Origin of the sequence: Cupriavidus taiwanensis, from assembly GCF_900250115.1 — a bacterium.
Classification (GTDB): Bacteria; Pseudomonadota; Gammaproteobacteria; order Burkholderiales; family Burkholderiaceae; genus Cupriavidus; species Cupriavidus taiwanensis_B.
The window spans coordinates 2,206,438-2,224,130 of sequence record NZ_LT984803.1 but is presented as its reverse complement, the minus strand read 5'-3'; the positions used below and the strand labels follow the sequence as shown (position 1 = coordinate 2,224,130).

Here is a 17,693-nt window from a genome sequence, read left to right as displayed (position 1 = left end):
AGGCGCCGGTCAGAACGCCGGCGCCGGCTCGATCACCACGGTCTGCGCATCGGCTTGCAGCTGCAGCAGCGCGGCCACCATCGCGCGCAGGTGCGCGGCATCCCTGGTGGAGAGAAAGCGGTCATGCCCCGCGGCAGCGGGCGGCGCGGCCAGCGCATGCTCGTCGAGCTTGCGCGCCAGCTGGCGCGCGACCGCGCTGCCGGTATCGACCAGCGCCAGCCGATCGCCGGCGACGGCGCGGATCGCAGCTTCCAGGAAGGGGTAGTGGGTGCAGCCCAGCACCAGGGTATCGGCGCCGGCTTCCAGCATCGGCGTGAGGTAGGCCTGCAGGCGCTCGCGCACGGCCGGCCCGTCGGTCTGGCCCTGCTCGATGAGCGTCACCAGCCCCAGCCCGGCCTGGCACAGGAAGCGGCTTTCGCCGTCCAGCGATGCCAGCAGCCGCGCGAATTTCGCGCTCTTGAGCGTATTGGCGGTCGCCAGCACGCCGACCACCTTGCTGCGGCTGGCCGCGGCGGCGGGCTTCAGGCCGGGCTCGACGCCGATGATCGGCACCGGCAGCCGCTCGCGCAGCAACGCCACGGCATGGCCCGTGGCGGTATTGCAGGCGATCACCAGAGCCTTGCAGCCCTGGCCGATCATCCACTCGCAGGCCTGCAGCGTCCGCGCTTCGACAAAACGTTCGGGCTTTTCGCCGTAGGGCGCGTACTTCGAGTCGGCAAGGTACAGCAGCGGCTCGTGCGGCAGCAGCGCGCGGATCTCGCGCAGCACTGACAGGCCGCCAAGGCCGGAATCGAAGACGCCGATGGGTGCGGGGTTCACTGGGCGGGATGAAGGGATGGTTTTCTCCCCTCTCCCATTTATGGGAGAGGGGGAGGGGGGAGAGGGCGGGAGTTCCCACGAAGTGAGGCGTCACGGTGCTTGCCGCGCGCCTGCCCTCTCCCCCAACCCTCTCCCGCAAGCGGGAGAGGGGAGTCTTGCCTGTGGTCGGGGAATGCGGTCGGTTACAGCGCGGCGACCGGAATCTTGCCGATCTTGGCCTGCCATTCCGCCGGGCCGGTCTTGTGCACCGAGGTGCCTTCGCTGTCCACGGCGACCGTCACCGGCATGTCCTTGACCTCGAACTCGTAGATGGCTTCCATGCCCAGGTCTTCGAAGCCGACCACCCTGGCTTCCTTGATCGCCTTGGCCACAAGGTAGGCGGCGCCGCCCACGGCCATCAGGTAGGCCGACTTGTGCTTCTTGATCGCCTCGATCGCCGCCGGGCCGCGCTCGGCCTTGCCGATCATCGAGATCAGGCCGGTCTCGGCCAGCATCATCTCGGTGAACTTGTCCATGCGCGTGGCGGTGGTGGGGCCGGCCGGGCCGACCGCCTCGTCGCGCACCGGATCGACCGGCCCGACGTAGTAGATCACGCGATTTTTGAAGTCCACCGGCAGCTTCTCGCCCTTGGCCAGCATGTCGGCGATGCGCTTGTGCGCGGCGTCGCGGCCGGTCAGCATCTTGCCGTTGAGCAGCAGGGTCTGGCCCGGCTTCCACGAGGCGACTTCTTCCGGCGTCAGCGTGTCCAGGTCGACGCGCTTGGAGGTCTCGGTGTTGGGTGCCCACTCGACCTTCGGCCATTGCGACAGGTCCGGCGCTTCCAGCTTGGCCGGACCGCTGCCGTCCAGCGTGAAGTGCACGTGGCGGGTGGCGGCGCAGTTGGGGATCATCGCCACCGGCTTGGACGCGGCGTGCGTCGGGCAGGCCATGATCTTGACGTCGAGCACGGTGGCCAGGCCGCCCAGGCCCTGTGCGCCGATGCCGAGCGCGTTAACCTTCTCGTACAGCTCGACGCGCAGCTCCTCGACCCAGTCCTTCGGGCCGCGCGCGATGATGTCCTGGATGTCGATGGACTCCATCAGCGATTCCTTGGCCATCACCATCGCCTTCTCGGCGGTGCCGCCGATGCCGATGCCCAGCATGCCCGGCGGGCACCAGCCGGCGCCCATGGTCGGCACGGTCTTCAGCACCCAGTCGACGATCGAGTCCGACGGGTTCAGCATCACGAACTTGGACTTGTTCTCCGAGCCGCCGCCCTTGGCCGCGACCTGGATGTCGACGGTGTTGCCCGGCACCACTTCGTAGTGGATCACGGCCGGGGTGTTGTCCTTGGTGTTCTTGCGGCCGCCTTCGGGCGGGCTGACGATCGAGGCGCGCAGCACGTTGTCCGGGTGCGTGTAACCGCGGCGCACACCCTCGTTGATCATGTCGGTCAGGCCCATGGTGGCGCCGTCCCAGCGCACGTCCATGCCAACCTTGACGAAGACCGTGACGATGCCGGTGTCCTGGCAGATCGGGCGCTTGCCTTCCGCGCACATGCGGCTGTTGGTCAGGATCTGCGCGATCGCGTCCTTGGCCGCCGGGCTCTGCTCCAGCTCATAGGCGCGGCCCAGGCTGGTGATGTAGTCCATCGGGTGGTAGTAGCTGATGTACTGCAGGGAGTCGGCGACGCTCTGGATGAGGTCTTCTTGCTTGATGACGGTCATTTTGTGGGGTGGGCAGCGGTGAAACACAGCCTGAAATCATACACTGAGCGGCGGCGCTCCGCCCGTCTGCATACAGCCGTCTACAGCTGGTAATGTGCGGCAAACGCCGCTGCCGGCGACCGCGCCGGCCCAAAAGCAAAAACCGCGGCACATGGCCGCGGTCGGTACGAAGCAAGCAGGTCGGCCCTGCGTGCCGCGATCAATGCCTGGCGTGCCCGCCGGCAGGGTGGGTGACCATGCGGTCGACCCACGCCATCGCCACTGCCGACAGCAGGAACGCCAGGTGGATCGCCACCTGCCACATGATGGTATGGGTGGTGCGCTGCTCGGCGTCGATAAAGGTCTTGAGCAGGTGGATCGACGAGATCCCGATCAGCGCCATCGACAATTTGACCTTCAGCACGCCCGCATTGACGTGGTCGAGCCACTCCGGCTCGTCGGGATGGTTGTCGATGCCAAGCCGCGAGACGAAGGTCTCGTAGCCGCCGACGATCACCATGATCAGCAGGTTGGAGATCATCACCACGTCGATCAGCCCCAGCACCACCAGCATGATCTTGTTCTCGTCGAACTCGGTCACGTGGGCGAGCAGATGCCAGACTTCGATCAGGAAATGGTAGACGTAGACACCCTGGGCCACGATCAGGCCCAGGTACAGCGGCAGCTGCAGCCAGCGCGACGCGAAGATGATGCTTGGGATCGGCCGCAGGGTTTGGGGCTGCTGCTCGGGAATCGGGTTGGAAGCCATGGCGGGGCGGTCGGCGGAGTTGAAAATCGGCGGGGATTGTACCAAGCGACCATGGCAACGCTGTGTTACCAGCGGTAACCGCGGCCACGCCGGGCCGCTCAGGCCCGCGCGCCCGGTTCGTTGCCCGCCGCCTTGCCGCGCCACGCGCCGCGCGCCATCCGGCCCGGCCAGCTGGCCAGCACGATCCCCGCCAGCACGCACGCCAGCGCCACGCCATGCGGCCAGCCCGGCTGCTCGCCCAGGAAGACGATGCCGTAGGTGGCCGCGGCCACCGGCAGCACCGAGGTGAAGACCCCCGCCAGTTGCGCCGGCACATGCCGGATGCCCTTCATCCACAGCCAGAACGAGAACACGCTGGCCGACAGCGCATACCACAGCACCATCAGCCAGATCTGGGCCGGCACCGCGGCGGCGTCGAGGTTCAGCAGCGGCACCAGTCCCAGTGGCAGCATCAGCAGTCCGCCGATCAGATGCGTATAGGCGCAGATCTCGATCGCGGCCAGCGTCTGCGTCAGCCGGCGCGACAGGATCACGTAGATCGATTCGCACACCACCGCGCCCATGATCATCAGGTTGCCCAGCCAGGCCTGGTTGCCTGCTCCGGCGCCGTGGGAATCGCCGCGCGCGATGTTGAGCACGGCGATGCCGGCCACCGCCAGCAGCACCGACACCAGCGTGCGCCGCGCCAGCCGTTCGCGCAGCAGCAGCCAGGACAGCAGGGCCACGGTGGCGGGGATGGTGCTGGTGATCACGCCGGCCGCCATGGCGCTGGTCAGGCGCACGCCGTTGAGCATCAGCAGCGTAAACAGGAAGGTGCCGAAGAACGCCTGCAGGGACAGGTTCAGCCATTCGCCGCGCGAGACCCGGCGCATGCGCGCGGGCCGGTACCACGGTGCCAGGCAGGCGACGGCGATGGCAAAGCGCAGCAGCGCGAACAGCAGCACCGGCACATGGGCGATGATGGACTTGCCGAGTCCGACGTTGCTGCCGACCAGCGCCATCGAGGCGATCAGGCACAGCACGTAGACGGGAGCGAAGACAGGAGCGTTGGCGGGCACGGGTAACTTGCCTTGGGATGTTCCGGTCGACACGCCGACGGTGCCCCGGGGCAAGGGTCCGGCTGGCCGGTGGGCGCCGCGCGGCAAGGGCCGGCGTCGCATTCAGGTATCAGGCTCGCGGCATTATAGCTGTGCTAGCCTAATGGAGAAGGCTGCACTTTCGCGGCGCGCCCCCCGGTTCTTCCCGCTGCAATGCAACACGTTGCAGCGCCTGATCCTGCCGGCTGCAGGGATTTATCGTCAGGTTTAAGTAAGCCGTCGGGCGTAACGTGGCAGCCAAAGCCAGTCCAAAATCAGGAGACCAAGTCCATGTCCGCCATCGAATCGGTGATGCAGGAGCATCGCGTGTTCAACCCGCCCGAGGCCTTTGCCAGCCAGGCCGCCATTCCCAGCATGGACGCCTACCGCGCCCTGTGCGACGAAGCCGAGCGCGACTACGAGGGCTTCTGGGCCCGCCACGCCCGCGAGCTGCTGCACTGGAACAAGCCTTTCACCAAGGTGCTGGACGAGAGCAACGCGCCGTTCTACAAGTGGTTCGAGGACGGCCAGCTCAACGCCTCCTACAATTGCCTGGACCGCAACCTTGAAAACGGCAACGCCGACAAGGTCGCGATCGTGTTCGAGGCCGACGACGGCACCGTGACGCGCATTACCTACCGCGAGCTGCATGCGAAAGTGTGTCGCCTGGCCAACGGCCTGAAGACGCTCGGCATCAAGAAGGGCGACCGCGTGGTGATCTACATGCCGATGTCGGTCGAGGGCGTGGTCGCGATGCAGGCCTGCGCGCGCCTGGGCGCCACGCACTCGGTGGTGTTCGGCGGCTTCTCGGCCAAGTCGCTGCAGGAGCGGCTGGTCGACGTGGGCGCGGTGGCGCTGATCACCGCCGACGAGCAGATGCGCGGCGGCAAGGCGCTGCCGCTGAAGGCCATCGCCGATGACGCGCTGGCGCTGGGCGGCTGCGAGGCCGTCAGGAACGTGATCGTCTACCGCCGCACCGGCGGCAATGTCGGCTGGACCGAGGGCCGCGACCTCTGGCTCGACGAGGTCTGCGCCAACCAGCCCGATACCTGCGAGGCCGAGCCGGTCGGCGCCGAGCACCCGCTGTTCGTGCTCTATACCTCCGGCTCCACCGGCAAGCCCAAGGGCGTGCAGCACAGCACCGGCGGCTACCTGCTGTGGGCGCTGATGACGATGAAGTGGACCTTCGACATCAAGCCCGACGACCTGTTCTGGTGTACCGCCGACATCGGCTGGGTCACCGGCCACACCTATATCGCCTACGGCCCGCTGGCCGCCGGCGCCACCCAGGTGGTATTCGAGGGCGTGCCGACCTACCCGAACGCCGGCCGCTTCTGGGACATGATCGCGCGCCACCAGGTCAGCATCTTCTACACCGCGCCGACCGCGATCCGCTCGCTGATCAAGGCGGCCGAGGCCGACGAGAAGATCCATCCGAAGCAGTACGACCTGTCCAGCCTGCGCCTGCTCGGCACCGTGGGCGAGCCGATCAACCCGGAGGCGTGGATGTGGTACTACAAGAACGTCGGCAATGAGAACTGCCCGATCGTCGACACCTTCTGGCAGACCGAGACCGGCGGCCACATGATCACGCCGCTGCCGGGCGCGACGCCGCTGGTGCCGGGCTCGTGCACGCTGCCGCTGCCGGGCATCATGGCCGCCATCGTCGACGAGACCGGCCATGACGTGCCCAACGGCAACGGCGGCATCCTGGTGGTCAAGCGCCCATGGCCGGCGATGATCCGCACCATCTGGGGCGATCCGGAGCGCTTTAAAAAGAGTTATTTCCCCGAGGAACTGGGCGGCAAGCTCTACCTGGCTGGCGATGGCTCGATCCGCGACAAGGACACCGGCTACTTCACCATCATGGGCCGCATCGACGACGTGCTGAACGTGTCGGGCCACCGCATGGGCACGATGGAGATCGAGTCGGCGCTGGTGGCCAACCCGCTGGTGGCCGAGGCCGCGGTGGTGGGGCGCCCCGACGACATGACCGGCGAGGCGATCTGCGCCTTCGTCGTGCTCAAGCGCGCGCGCCCGAGCGGCGACGAGGCTGTCAAGCTCGCCACCGAGTTGCGCAACTGGGTCGGCAAGGAGATCGGCCCGATCGCCAAGCCCAGGGACATCCGCTTTGGCGACAACCTGCCCAAGACGCGCTCGGGCAAGATCATGCGGCGCCTGCTGCGGTCGCTCGCCAAGGGTGAAGAGATTACGCAGGACACCTCGACGCTGGAGAACCCGGCGATCCTCGAGCAGCTCAAGCAGGCGCAGTAATCCGCCGGGGATCCGGCAAGCCCGAGCCGAAACCTGAACCCGCCGCCGCGCACCCGCGCGCCGGCGGGTTTGTTACGATAGCTTCCCACCGACACGGACTGTCCCGTCATGCCCGAAGCCCAGTCGCGCTTTCGCCGGCGCTTGCTGCTCTACTACGGCCTGTTCACGCTGGGGCTGTTCGGCTTTGTGGGGATGATGGGATTGCTGGAACGCTCCAATGCCGATGCGCTGTGGCTGGGCTACGTCTTCCTGTTCATCACCATCGCGATCTACGCCTGCATCGGGCTGATCTGCCGCACCTCGGACCTCAACGAATACTACGTCGCGTCGCGGCGCGTGCCGGCGATGTTCAATGGCATGGCGATTGCCGCCGACTGGATGAGCGCGGCATCGTTCATCGGCCTGGCCGGCATCCTGTTTTCCTCGGGCTACGAAGGGCTGGCCTATGTCATGGGGTGGACCGGCGGCTATTGCCTGGTGGCCTTCCTGCTCGCGCCATACCTGCGCAAGTACGGCGGCTACACCATCCCCGACTTCCTCGCCGCGCGCTACGGCAATGGCAAGCCCGGCGGCAACCTGCCGGTGCGTGCGATCGCGGTGCTGGCCGCCTCGCTTTGCTCGTTCGTCTACCTGGTGGCGCAGATCCAGGGCGTGGGGCTGGTGGTGACGCGCTTCATCGGCGTCGAGTTTGCCGTCGGCATCTTTTTCGGGCTGGCCGGCATCCTGGTCTGCTCCTTCCTGGGCGGCATGCGCGCGGTCACGTGGACGCAGGTGGCGCAGTACATCATGATGATCGTCGCGTTCCTGGTCACCGTGTCGATGATCGCGTGGAAACATCACCAGGAACCGCTGCCGCAGCTGAGCTACGGCACGTTGCTGACGCAACTGGACGCGCGCGAACGGCAGCTGGAGCGCGAGCCGGCCGAACAGGCGGTGCGCGACTACTACCGGCAGCAGGCCATCCTGCTGCAGGAACGCATCGCCCGGCTGCCCGAGTCCTTCGCGCAGGAGCGCGACGCGCTGGATGCCCGCCTGCAGGACCTGCGCACCCGCAATGCGCCGCTGCGCGAGATCAAGGCGCTCGAGCGCGAACGACTCGAATTCCCGCGCGATGCCGCTGCCGCGCAACAGCACTGGCACCAGCAACGCGAAGACGCGCTGGCCCGCAGCCGCCATTCGATGTCGTCCACCGAACCTTATCCCGCGGCATCCGAACAGGAGCGCAAGACCAAGCGGCTCAATTTCGTGCTGCTGGTGTTCTGCCTGATGGTAGGCACCGCCAGCCTGCCGCACATCCTGACGCGGCTCTACACCACGCCTTCGGTCCGGGAGACGCGCAATTCCGTGGCCTGGGCCGTGTTCTGCATCGCCTTGCTTTATGTGTCGGCACCCACGCTCGCGGCGCTGGTCAAATACGAGTTCTTCGAGCACCTGGTCGGCACCCCGTATGCCGAACTGCCGCAGTGGGTGGTGCAATGGCGCAAGGTCGATCCACCGGTGTTCGGCATCCGCGATGTCAACGGCGATGGCATCGTGCAATGGGCCGAAATCCTGCTGCAGCCCGACATGATCGTGCTGGCCGCCCCGGAAATTGCCGGCCTGCCTTACGTCATCTCCGGGCTGATCGCCGCCGGCGCGCTGGCGGCCGCGCTGTCGACCGCCGACGGGCTGCTGCTGACCATCGCCAACGCGCTTTCGCACGACGTCTTCTATCATATGGTCGACCGCCAGGCGAGCCACCAGCGGCGCGTCACCACCGCCAAGATCGTGCTGCTGGCGGTGGCGCTGTTCGCCTCCTACGTCACATCCCTGCGCCCCGGCAATATCCTCTTCCTGGTCGGCGCCGCCTTCTCGCTGGCGGCCTCCAGCTTCTTCCCGGTCCTGATCCTCGGCATCTTCTGGCGCCGCACCACCGCCGCCGGCGCCGTCGCCGGCATGGTCGCCGGGCTGGGCGTGGCGGTGTACTACATCTTCGTCAACTATCCCTTTTTCACCCGCATGACCGGCATCTTCGGCAACCGCTGGTTCGGCGTCGACCCCATCGCCTCCGGCGCCTTCGGCGTCCCCGCCGGCTTCGCGGTGGCGATCGTGGTCAGCCTGCTGACGCCGCGCAACGCGCCGGTGATCGACCGGCTGGTGACCTACCTGCGCAAGGGGTAGGGCTAGGGCGGTGACAAGGTACTGGATTCGACGGGCAACTCTGCTATAATCGCGGACTTCCCGGAGAGATGGATGAGTGGTTTAAGTCGCACGCCTGGAAAGCGTGTATGGGTTAATAGCCCATCGGGGGTTCGAATCCCCCTCTCTCCGCCAGAACACCGTCCAAAGCAATCCGAAGCCGTCCAATGGGACGGCTTTTTTGTTTTTAATCCCTTGTTTTTGCTTTTTCGGCGGGCTGTCGTCCCTGCGGTTTCTGTTGGTCCAGGCAGGATGTCATTGTCCATGTTGGAAAAATCGTAGAGGGCGGCTGGATGCCATCAATGTTCCTCAATGGGAGCGCGACAACGTCTGCACGTTGCATCGGGCGAATCTCGGCCAGCGATGGCGTCATGGTTCCGTTGGCCGACCCTGTCGTTTTCCCGAGCTAGAGTGGGTCCAAATTGTCCGATTCGCTCAAGCAGGCATGCGCTGACAAAAGCAGCTTGATGCGCGCTAAAGGTGACCCTGGTTGACTGGAGAATGTTGGCCCAGTGCTCCAGCGAGCTATCAATCGTGAAGCTTGAATATGGCGCCTGATCCTCTCCCATGTGTTCCTCCTTCGAGCAACAGATCATGGCCCCAGGATTTCACTATCGGACGGTCAAGTCAGGCGACAAGTGACCCATCCTTATCAGGAATTTCGCTTCAAAAACCGACCTAGTATGGAAGCGTGTCGAAGAAGTCTTGTTGAAGGTGAGGCATGCCAAGGGACAGGGAGTGGAACGTTCTGCAACGCGAGCGCGAACAGCAGGCGCTGTCTATGGCCGACGAACATCTCGACGCAGGCCGCGCGCGTATCCGTCGCCAGGTCGCGTTGCTGCGCGACCTGCGCGCTAGCGGGCACGACACTGCGCAGGCGGTCCGCCTGCTAGCGCTGCTGCGCGACTCCGTCGCTGTCGAGCGTGAACACCGTCACCTGATCCAGATACGGCTAGCGACCTTGCCAGCCGATGATTGAACCGCCGCAGCGGCTGGAGCGCTCGCGTCGGCGTGAAGTTACCCCTTGATGTTGCGTGGATCGCTGCCGAACGAGCTGCGCTTGCGGATATGGCCGTCGCGGCCGTGGATCAATAGTTCCACGTGCCTTTGCTGCGCCTTCTTGGCTCCGTCGGTGATAGCGTCTTCAAGGGTCAGGAACGTTTCGCGGCCGTGCCCACCGTCGGCCACAACGGCCCAGCGGTCCCCGGCGGATACGACATGCACATGCTTGCGCGGCATGATTGGCTCCTCAGTTTCATATGCCAGTCTAGTTGTCCGAGCGCACTGGTATGCATGCTCCGAACAAGAAACCGCTGCCCAGCCCCTTGACGTCACACGGTCGCGCCCGAATGAATTGCGCTCACGCATCTGGCTTTGTGTGCAAAAAGCCATAGCGACTAATGCTGGAAAACTGCGGTAAGCCGGTTTCGAGCGAGTCTGGCAAGGGCTGACGATTCATATCCGTCGCGGTTATGCTTTCGCGCCATGACCAAACTCACCACCCGTTTCGAAATCCGCCCCGCCTTGCCCTCTGACGCGCAAGCCGTGGAAGCCATCCTCACCGACACCTACCTGGGCACGTGGAAGCCGCAGTTGACTCCGGCAGCTGCAGCCGCCTTCGAGCAGCAAGGCAAGACCCGCAGCTACGTTGCAGCACGTTTGCAGGAATTCCGCGTCGCCTGCGTGGACGGTGTGCCGGCCGCGATGGTGGACTGGGAAAACAACTTCATCTGGGCGCTGCATGTCGGCCGGGCATGGGAGCGGATGGGACTGGGCGGGGCGCTGCTGGCGCATGCGGAAGCCGAAATCACCCGTGCCGGGCATCGCGAGGCAAGGCTGGAGACCGACACGTTCAACCAGCAGAGCCGCGCGTTCTATCGGCGCCAGGGTTATGCGGAGGTCGATTTCTATCCCGATGAAAGCTGGGATAGCGGCTTTACCACGGTGCTGCTGTCTAAAGCGCTGGCGCCAGCCTGAGCGCAGGCGACGGGCGCTCTGCCGTATTCATGCGTAGATTGCATGACCTTGCCGGGGCAGCCGTGAAAGAATCGGGCATCTCTTTCGAACTGTCCCCATGCATCCCATGTCCGAACCCATCGTCCACCTCAACGGCACCCTGACTCCGCTTTCCGAGGCCCGCATCCCGGTGCTGGACCGCGGCTTTATCTTCGGCGACGGCATCTATGAGGTGATCCCGTACTACCACGGCAAGCCGTTCCGCGGCGCGCAGCACCTCGCGCGCCTGCACCGGAGCCTGGAGGGCATCGGCATTCCCGACCCGTACAGCGCCGCGCAGTGGCTGGAGCGGGTTGACGAGGTGGTCAAGGCCAATGGCCTGTCGGATCAGCTGGTCTATATCCAGGTGACCCGTGGCGTGGCCCGGCGCACGCATGCGTTCCCGCAGGAGGTGGTGCCGACAGTGCTGATCATGACCAACCCGATGGCGCTGCCGTCGGCGCAGATGGTCGAGCAGGGGGTCGCGTGCGTGACCATGGAGGACCGGCGCTGGCTGAATTGCCAGATCAAGTCGACCTCGCTGCTCGGCAACGTGCTGGCGGCGCAGCACGCGGTGGAGCAGGGGGTGACCGAGGCGATCCAGTTCCGCGATGGCTGGCTGACCGAGGCGTCGGCGTCCAATGTATGGGTGGTGCGCGATGGCCGCGTGGCGGCGCCGCCCAAGGACAACCTGATCCTGGAGGGCATCCGCTACGGCTTCATGGAAGAGATCTGTGACGCCATGGGGATTGCACTGGAGTCGCGCCGGATCCGCAGGGACGAGGTATTTGCCGCCGACGAGGTGCTGCTGTCGTCGGCCAGCAAGGAGTTGCTGCCGGTGATCAGCATCGATGGCCGCCCTATCGGCAGGGGCGTGCCGGGGCCGGTGTTCGCGCGCCTGTACGCGGCTTACCAGGCGGCCAAGGCGGCGTTGTAAGTGCCGGCAAGGCTGCGTCGACGCGTGCTAGGATGCATTGGGATTCAGCCAGGAGTCCAGTCATGGCCAAGCGTGAGCGCGGCCGGCGTGCCTTGCAGGACGAGGTCGGCCGGCGTATCCAGCAGATCGATGAAATCGGCGAAGACGGTGCCCGGATCCGGGTGCCGGCACCCCAGCCCCATGCGCGCGACGCGCGCGGCCGCAACTGGGACATGGCCTTCGACAATCTGCACGGCTATGCCGCCAGTGTGCGCGCGGTGGTCGACAAGGTGCGCGACGAGTTCGACCTGAACGAGGCGCTGGAGAACCGCACGCCCAATCCCTTCGGCGACTGAGCGGGCACGCTAGTCCACCGAAACGACGATGGTTCTCACTGCGTGACGTCGAGGCGCGGCTCGGCGCTTTGCCAGATGCCGCCGGAGCGCCGCTTGGCGCCGTACATGGCGGCGTCGGCGGCGTGCAGCAGGGCCTGGCTGCCTTGCGCGTGGACCGGAAACACCGCCAGCCCGATGCTGAGCGAGGCTTGCACCGGGCTGCCGTCGGGCAGGTCGATGGGGCGGGCCATGGCTTGCAGGATGTGCTCGGCGATCCGGATCGCATCGGCCGGCGCGCGCAGCGCGGTGGCCAGCACCGCGAATTCGTCGCCGCCGATGCGCGCCACGGTGTCGCGGCCGCGCAGGCTGGCGCGGATGCGCTGGGCCACCGCGATCAGCACCGCGTCGCCGGCGGCATGGCCGTGGCGGTCGTTGACGTGCTTGAAATCGTCGCTGTCCAGATACAGCACCGCGGCATACTCGTCGTTGGCGGCGGCGTGGCGCACCGCGTGCTCCAGCGCTTCGACGAAGGCGGCGCGGTTCAGCAGCCCGGTCAGGGCATCGTGGTTGGCGCGGTGGGCGAGCGAGCGGTTTTCGTGCTGCATCTGGTTCTGCCAGGTCTGCAGCTCGTCGAGCAGGCCGTTGAAGTCCTCGCTCAGGGCATTGAGCTCGGCGATGCCGGCCGGCGGCGTGCGCTGCGCGAAATCTCGCTGCGAACGCACCGCGTGCGCCACCCGCATCAGGTTGCGCAGCGGCTCGATGATCTGCACCAGCAGCCGGCTGGCCAGGTAGTGCGCGCCGACCGCGGTCAGCAGCAGGCAGGCCAGCAGCCCCAGCGCGCCCTGCAGCAGGAAGTGCAGCAGGTTGCGCGGATCGCCGCTGACGCGCAGCAGGCCCACTGGCTGAGCCTGGTGCAGGATCGGCTGCTCGACGGCATCGGTGCCCAGCCATTCGACCAGCGCGTGGCGCAGGCCGGTCAGCGGCGCCTGGCCGGAGCGCTGCCATACCGCCAGCACGTGGTGGTCGCGGTCATAGACGGTGGCGCGGGCAATGTCTTCCGAGGCCGCGATCGCGGCCAGCGTCTCCGCGGTGGCCACCTGGTCGCGGAACACCACCGGCGCTTCCAGCGTGTAGGCGATCGAGCGCGCCACCAGCCGCACGTTGTGGTCGGCATAGACGCGCAGCGCGGTCACGCCGATCGCGGTCAGCGCCAGGCCGGCCGTGCATACCGCGATCAGCGCCACGCCCCCAGGTGGATGCGGCGCAGCACGCTGTAGAGGGTGGGGCGCGTGCCATGCCCGCGCAGCGGCTGACGCTGGCTCATGACGGTGCTCCCTTGCGGCGGCCGAGCTGCAGCACGCCGGGATGCATATGCACGCCGCTGCGGGCGAGGGTATCGAGGTTGACGCGGAACGAAACCTGGTTGTCGCGGATGTTGAGGCAGAACATGCTGCCCACCTCGCACTCGAAGTCTTCTTCGGCGATTACCAGCACCGGGCGGCCGGTCAGTTCGGCCGACAGGCGCTTGCGGCGCGGTTCGTTCATGGTGCCCACGTACAGCGCATCGCACGCCGGGTGCAGCATGTCGGCCAGCACGTCGACCTGGCGGGTCTGCACGGTGCGGCCATTGGCGAGCGTACCGCCTTCCTTCAGCCGGGGCGCATAGCGGCTGGCGTGATCCACGCACAGCCGCACGGGATCGCGCTCCACCGGCCAGCGCGCGTACCCGAGCAGGCTGATGACCACCCGCGCCACCAGGTCGGCCCGCTGCGGCGCGGGCTGCGCGGTGACCGCCGGTGGCAGCATGGCTGGCAGCACCGCCAGCGTTACGCCCAGCAGCAGCGCTCTCAGGCCGCGGCGCAGCAGCGGTCGTGCGCGGGCGGCGGTCGGGGTCGGCGGGGGGCTGGCTGGAGCAGGCGCCATGGTCTGGAACGAAGGGGGCGGAGCGGCCGGTCGCGGTGTTGTGGTCTGGCCGCGGGTTATTGTCTGGGGCTGGTTTCCGGGCGGTCAAGCGGCCGGCTTGCGGTGGATCGGGCGAAAACCGGTGCCCCGAACGGGATTCCGCGACTACCGGCTCCGCGTGCGGCGTGCTACGAAAATGTTTATCGGCGCGGTGTTGCTTTTCTGAAGTCCTCGGGCCAACTGTGGGGTCCTGCCAGGGCTTCGCCGTGGCGGACACAACACTTAGAATGTGGCCATCGCCCCGACTCGTCCCAAACTCGCGCCCTGCTGCCATGATTGCCGATCCGCTTCTCCGCTTGCTGCACCTGACCGGCGTCGCCGTCTGGGTCGGCGGCATGTTCTTCGCCTACCTGTGCCTGCGGCCGGTGGCTGGCAGCCTGCTCGAGCCGCCGCCGCGGCTGCGCCTGTGGCGCGGCGTGTTTGCCCGGTTCTTCCCGTGGGTGTGGGCGTCGGTGGTGGCGATCGTGCTGAGCGGTGGCGCGATGATGGCCGCAACCGGCATGGCAGGCGCACCACGCAACTGGCACCTGATGCTGGGCATCGGCGTCGTCATGGCCGGCATCTTCTGCTACGTGTGGTTCGGCCCCTACCGCGTGCTGGGCCGGGCCGTGGATGCGCAGGACTGGCCAGCCGCAGGCGCCGCCCTGAACCGCATCCGGCAGGCGGTAGGGACCAACCTCGTGCTGGGGCTGGCCAATATCGCCGTGGCGACGTTGGGCCGCTGGCTTGCCTGAGCGGATCCGCGCCGGCTCGTCTTGTCACAACCACGCAAACGGAGACCTGCTATGCGCGTCCTCGCATGTGTTGCCGTCGTCGGCCTGGCCGTGGCGGTCATCCCCGCCGCCGCCGCGGAAAATGGGGGGCCAAAAAATGGCGGCTTGAGCGCCGACTATGAGCGCTGCATGGGCAAGGCCGTATCGACCGCTGACATGCTCAACTGCGCCGCGCTGGAGTCGCGGGTCCAGGATATGGCGTTGAACAACGCTTACCAGTCGCTGCTGCGGCGGCTGGAGGCGCCGCGCACCGGGCAGTTGCGGGTGGCGCAGCGGGCCTGGCTCGAGTACCGCCAAACTCATTGCGCCTATGTCGCCAATCCGGCCGGCGGCAGCGCGGCGCGCGTGGCCGGGGCGGCCTGCGTGCTGGAGATGACCGCCGCGCGCGTGCGCGAATTGCGCGCTTTCGCTACCGAGGCCGCCGGCCGGTGAGCTTGCCGGCCTTGTGCTAGAGTTGCCTGACCCCTGTGCTGCGGCACGTCTCAACCGGAGATGGATCATGGCAACCGAATCGCGCCACAACCTGAAGGCGTTCGTGCAGACGGCTCCCCAGTCGGGGCGCTATGTGTGGGTCATCGCGCTGGTGGATTTCAGCGCGCAGCAGGTCAGGCGCGCGATCGTGTCGGACGATACCTTCACCACCGCCGATGCCGCGCGCGTTGCCGGCGAAGCCCAGCTTAAGGCGATGGCCGAGGATCACTAGCCACGCGTGAGTGCAAGCGGGGCTTGCACTGGCGTGTTGCGCGCCGGCATCCGGGGCCCGCCGAGATCCGATTCTTGTCTTGCCGGCGTGCCACGGCACACTAGACTATGGGCATGTTCCTCCACAAGAAAGGACTCCCATGACGGATCACGCGTTCCGCCCGGCCAGGGCCCTGTTGCTGGCCGCGTTGCTCGGTTCGGGCCTGGCCCTCGCTGCGCCCTCGATGGCCCAGGTATCGGTCAACATCGCCATTGGCGTGCCGCCGCCCGCCCCGATCTACGAGGTCGTGCCCGCGCCGCGCGCCGGCTACGTCTGGATGCCGGGTTACTGGGACTGGGACGATCATCACCGCAAGCACGCCTGGAAGAAGGGCCGCTGGGAGCGTGAGCGCCCTGGCTATGTCTATGAGTCGCCGCGCTGGATCCAGTCGCGCGACGGCTGGGTGCTGGTGCCCGGCCGCTGGGACCAGGGCGGGTACAAGAACAAGGGCCACAAGGACAAGGGCTACCATTGCCCGCCCGGCCATGCCAAGAAGGGCGAGTGCTGACCAGCCCGCCGCCCGGCGTGGCACGCTGACGCCGGGCGCCCCTGCCATGCTACGATCCCCGCCATGACAACGCGCCCGCGCGGCGCATCGGCAGCGGATTCCGGAGGTAGCGATGGCAAGGCACGTCTTCACGCGCGCGCAGTATCTCGACATCCTCAACGACAGCCTGCGCAAGCATCCCGGCTGGCAGCCGGGCATGGCTTTTGTGTTCCTGCCGCCTGGCGCCGATGCCAGCCAGGCCACCGCAGTGGGCTGCACCGGCCCGATGGACGCGATCGCGGTCTATGCGGAAATCCAGCGGGTGGCGGCCGAGCTGATCGAAGTCAGCGACGAATAAGGGACGAATAAGCGACGCATAAAGCCGCAACCGGCATCGCCACCGCAGCGCCGGCCGGGCCGGGGCTGCGGGTGCGTACAATACCGCCCTCTACAGACTTTCGGATATTGCCGTGAAGAAAACGGACCTGGAAAAAAACAAGGGCCTGAAGATTGCCAACAGCCTGAAGCAGGCCGCGGCGGGGCGGGGCGGCATTCCTGGCGCCGCGCCGCGCCCGGACCGGCGCGAGCAGCGCCGGCTGGACCAGGAGCAGGGCCTGGTGCCGTTCGCGTGCAAACTGGATGGCGCGCTGGTAAAACGCCTGCAGGCGCTGGCCGCCGACCACCCGGGCGGCATGACCGGGCTGCTCAATGAAGTCCTGCCGCGCGCGCTGTCGCAGGATCCGGGCCAGGCCTGACGGCCGCGCGGGGCGCGCGGGCGCCGCTGGCCCGGGTGGGTCAGTCCTCTTCCTCGTCGTCGAGGAACTCGCGGCGCAGCATCCAGTTGGCGATGGCTTCGTCGCAGATGCGCTTGAACTTCTGCTTGTCCGGCATCTTGTCGAACAGCTGGAAATTGACCAGCGCCATGCCGGCATCGGTGATGTAGAACATGCGGCCGGGGTCGTCATCGTGCACGATGCGGCCGTCGATGGCATCTTCTTCGCTCTCGGCCGGCATGTCCTCCAGCTCGACCACGCGGCAGGTGAAGCGCGGGCTGCGGGTGTGGGTCAGGTACTCGAATTCGTCGTGCATGATCTCGCCGCCCTTGCCCGCGATCACGGCGAAGCCCCAGATAAAGCGGGGCATCGGCAGATCGGACAGATCTTCAATCTCGTCCATGGTGTTCTCCTGATTCAATCCCCGCATTATCGCCCGGAACGCCGCGGCTTCAAAAGGTGGCGCGGCGCGGCCGTGCCGCGGCTGTGCCCGTTATGGCGCGGCGTGGCAGTTGGCCAGCATGGGCGCGGCGCCTTCCGCCTGCATCAGGTCGCGCAGCGTGCCTGACTCTCCCTTGGTCCACCATTCGTAGCGGCCGCCGACATAGCGCGCGCCGGACGCCGCCACCGTGCTGACCGCCAGCACCGGCTTGCCTTCGATGCGCAACACCGCGGCCTGGTTGTCCGGGCTGTTGAAATAGCGCACCGTCAGCGTCTTGCCGCCGTCGCACTGGTAGCGCAGGGTGCGCACCTCGGCAAAGCGCACGCCGTCGATGCCCGGCGCGCGGGCGGCGTGGGCGGCGGCGCTGGCGCAGACGAAGGCCAGCAGGGCAACGGTGCGGGTCCGCGACAGGATCAAGTGACTGGACATGGCGTGGTCGGTTAGAAACCTGGGGTTCGGGTGGATGG

Annotated in this window: 20 protein-coding genes, 1 tRNA gene and 1 pseudogene; 13 read left to right on the top strand and 9 right to left on the bottom strand. The window is 66.9% G+C overall.

What is annotated here, in order from left to right:
• Positions 1 to 9: 9 nt before the first annotated feature.
• The 4 genes from murI to CBM2586_RS10455 form a co-directional block, all read right to left on the bottom strand.
• The gene (murI, locus tag CBM2586_RS10470; RefSeq protein WP_115687439.1) at positions 10 to 819 is read right to left on the bottom strand and encodes a glutamate racemase; all 810 of its coding nucleotides are present in this window, start codon (positions 817 to 819) and stop codon (positions 10 to 12) included.
• Positions 820 to 1,001: 182 nt separating this feature from the next.
• Positions 1,002 to 2,525: a fumarate hydratase gene (locus CBM2586_RS10465; protein WP_115661703.1), complete on the bottom strand. Its 1,524-nt coding sequence runs from the start codon at positions 2,523 to 2,525 to the stop codon at positions 1,002 to 1,004.
• Between the two features lie 199 nt (positions 2,526 to 2,724).
• Complete coding sequence (locus CBM2586_RS10460; RefSeq protein WP_115661704.1) at positions 2,725 to 3,273, bottom strand: TIGR00645 family protein; 549 nt, start codon at positions 3,271 to 3,273, stop codon at positions 2,725 to 2,727.
• A 98-nt stretch (positions 3,274 to 3,371) separates the two neighbouring features.
• Positions 3,372 to 4,331 (bottom strand): DMT family transporter, encoded by a 960-nt coding sequence (locus tag CBM2586_RS10455; RefSeq protein WP_115687437.1) that lies wholly within the window; start codon positions 4,329 to 4,331, stop codon positions 3,372 to 3,374.
• Positions 4,332 to 4,640: 309 nt separating this feature from the next.
• Here CBM2586_RS10455 and acs point away from each other — a divergent pair, with 309 nt between their 5' ends.
• The 4 genes from acs to CBM2586_RS10435 all read left to right on the top strand — a co-directional run bounded on the left by acs (position 4,641) and on the right by CBM2586_RS10435 (position 9,780).
• The gene (acs, locus tag CBM2586_RS10450) at positions 4,641 to 6,623 is read left to right on the top strand and encodes an acetate--CoA ligase (protein WP_115687435.1); all 1,983 of its coding nucleotides are present in this window, start codon (positions 4,641 to 4,643) and stop codon (positions 6,621 to 6,623) included.
• 108 nt (positions 6,624 to 6,731) lie between these two features.
• On the top strand, positions 6,732 to 8,783 hold the full coding sequence (locus CBM2586_RS10445) for a sodium:solute symporter family protein (protein WP_115661707.1): 2,052 nt from the start codon (positions 6,732 to 6,734) through the stop codon (positions 8,781 to 8,783).
• 62 nt (positions 8,784 to 8,845) lie between these two features.
• A tRNA-Ser gene (locus CBM2586_RS10440) sits at positions 8,846 to 8,936 on the top strand.
• A gap of 586 nt (positions 8,937 to 9,522) precedes the next feature.
• Positions 9,523 to 9,780 (top strand): hypothetical protein, encoded by a 258-nt coding sequence (locus tag CBM2586_RS10435; RefSeq protein WP_115661708.1) that lies wholly within the window; start codon positions 9,523 to 9,525, stop codon positions 9,778 to 9,780.
• A gap of 38 nt (positions 9,781 to 9,818) precedes the next feature.
• Here CBM2586_RS10435 and CBM2586_RS10430 read toward each other — a convergent pair whose 3' ends face one another.
• Positions 9,819 to 10,040 (bottom strand): DUF2188 domain-containing protein, encoded by a 222-nt coding sequence (locus tag CBM2586_RS10430; protein ID WP_115661709.1) that lies wholly within the window; start codon positions 10,038 to 10,040, stop codon positions 9,819 to 9,821.
• Positions 10,041 to 10,286: 246 nt separating this feature from the next.
• Between CBM2586_RS10430 and CBM2586_RS10425 the strand changes: the two genes are divergently transcribed.
• The 3 genes from CBM2586_RS10425 (at position 10,287) to CBM2586_RS10415 (ending at position 12,068) form a co-directional block, all read left to right on the top strand.
• Entirely contained in the window at positions 10,287 to 10,778 is a 492-nt protein-coding gene (locus CBM2586_RS10425; protein WP_115687433.1) for a GNAT family N-acetyltransferase, read from the top strand.
• Between the two features lie 106 nt (positions 10,779 to 10,884).
• Positions 10,885 to 11,733 carry a D-amino acid aminotransferase gene (locus CBM2586_RS10420; RefSeq protein ID WP_115688728.1) on the top strand — a complete coding sequence of 283 codons (849 nt, stop codon included), beginning with the start codon at positions 10,885 to 10,887 and terminating at the stop codon, positions 11,731 to 11,733.
• A gap of 62 nt (positions 11,734 to 11,795) precedes the next feature.
• Complete coding sequence (locus CBM2586_RS10415) at positions 11,796 to 12,068, top strand: hypothetical protein (protein ID WP_115661712.1); 273 nt, start codon at positions 11,796 to 11,798, stop codon at positions 12,066 to 12,068.
• A 35-nt stretch (positions 12,069 to 12,103) separates the two neighbouring features.
• Here CBM2586_RS10415 and CBM2586_RS10410 read toward each other — a convergent pair.
• Both CBM2586_RS10410 and CBM2586_RS10405 read right to left on the bottom strand, forming a co-directional pair.
• Positions 12,104 to 13,371, bottom strand: a pseudogene (locus CBM2586_RS10410) (diguanylate cyclase domain-containing protein).
• The gene (locus tag CBM2586_RS10405; RefSeq protein ID WP_115687431.1) at positions 13,368 to 13,970 is read right to left on the bottom strand and encodes a YfiR family protein; all 603 of its coding nucleotides are present in this window, start codon (positions 13,968 to 13,970) and stop codon (positions 13,368 to 13,370) included. The pseudogene CBM2586_RS10410 and the gene CBM2586_RS10405 overlap by 4 nt, the downstream one beginning before the upstream one ends.
• A gap of 311 nt (positions 13,971 to 14,281) precedes the next feature.
• Here CBM2586_RS10405 and CBM2586_RS10400 point away from each other — a divergent pair, with 311 nt between their 5' ends.
• The 6 genes from CBM2586_RS10400 (at position 14,282) to CBM2586_RS10375 (ending at position 16,766) form a co-directional block, all read left to right on the top strand.
• Entirely contained in the window at positions 14,282 to 14,743 is a 462-nt protein-coding gene (locus CBM2586_RS10400; RefSeq protein WP_172583249.1) for a CopD family protein, read from the top strand.
• 51 nt (positions 14,744 to 14,794) lie between these two features.
• Positions 14,795 to 15,214, top strand: coding sequence for a lysozyme inhibitor LprI family protein (locus tag CBM2586_RS10395; RefSeq protein ID WP_115661716.1), 420 nt, complete (start codon positions 14,795 to 14,797; stop codon positions 15,212 to 15,214).
• A gap of 67 nt (positions 15,215 to 15,281) precedes the next feature.
• Positions 15,282 to 15,485 carry a hypothetical protein gene (locus CBM2586_RS10390; RefSeq protein ID WP_115661717.1) on the top strand — a complete coding sequence of 68 codons (204 nt, stop codon included), beginning with the start codon at positions 15,282 to 15,284 and terminating at the stop codon, positions 15,483 to 15,485.
• A 139-nt stretch (positions 15,486 to 15,624) separates the two neighbouring features.
• On the top strand, positions 15,625 to 16,032 hold the full coding sequence (locus CBM2586_RS10385) for a YXWGXW repeat-containing protein (RefSeq protein WP_115661718.1): 408 nt from the start codon (positions 15,625 to 15,627) through the stop codon (positions 16,030 to 16,032).
• A gap of 112 nt (positions 16,033 to 16,144) precedes the next feature.
• Positions 16,145 to 16,369 carry a hypothetical protein gene (locus CBM2586_RS10380; RefSeq protein WP_115661719.1) on the top strand — a complete coding sequence of 75 codons (225 nt, stop codon included), beginning with the start codon at positions 16,145 to 16,147 and terminating at the stop codon, positions 16,367 to 16,369.
• A 106-nt stretch (positions 16,370 to 16,475) separates the two neighbouring features.
• Positions 16,476 to 16,766 (top strand): hypothetical protein, encoded by a 291-nt coding sequence (locus tag CBM2586_RS10375; protein ID WP_172583304.1) that lies wholly within the window; start codon positions 16,476 to 16,478, stop codon positions 16,764 to 16,766.
• Between the two features lie 40 nt (positions 16,767 to 16,806).
• Here CBM2586_RS10375 and CBM2586_RS10370 read toward each other — a convergent pair whose 3' ends face one another.
• Both CBM2586_RS10370 and CBM2586_RS10365 read right to left on the bottom strand, forming a co-directional pair.
• On the bottom strand, positions 16,807 to 17,187 hold the full coding sequence (locus CBM2586_RS10370) for a hypothetical protein (protein WP_115661721.1): 381 nt from the start codon (positions 17,185 to 17,187) through the stop codon (positions 16,807 to 16,809).
• A gap of 90 nt (positions 17,188 to 17,277) precedes the next feature.
• Positions 17,278 to 17,655, bottom strand: coding sequence for an MliC family protein (locus CBM2586_RS10365; protein WP_115661722.1), 378 nt, complete (start codon positions 17,653 to 17,655; stop codon positions 17,278 to 17,280).
• Between the last annotated feature and the right edge of the window lie 38 nt (positions 17,656 to 17,693).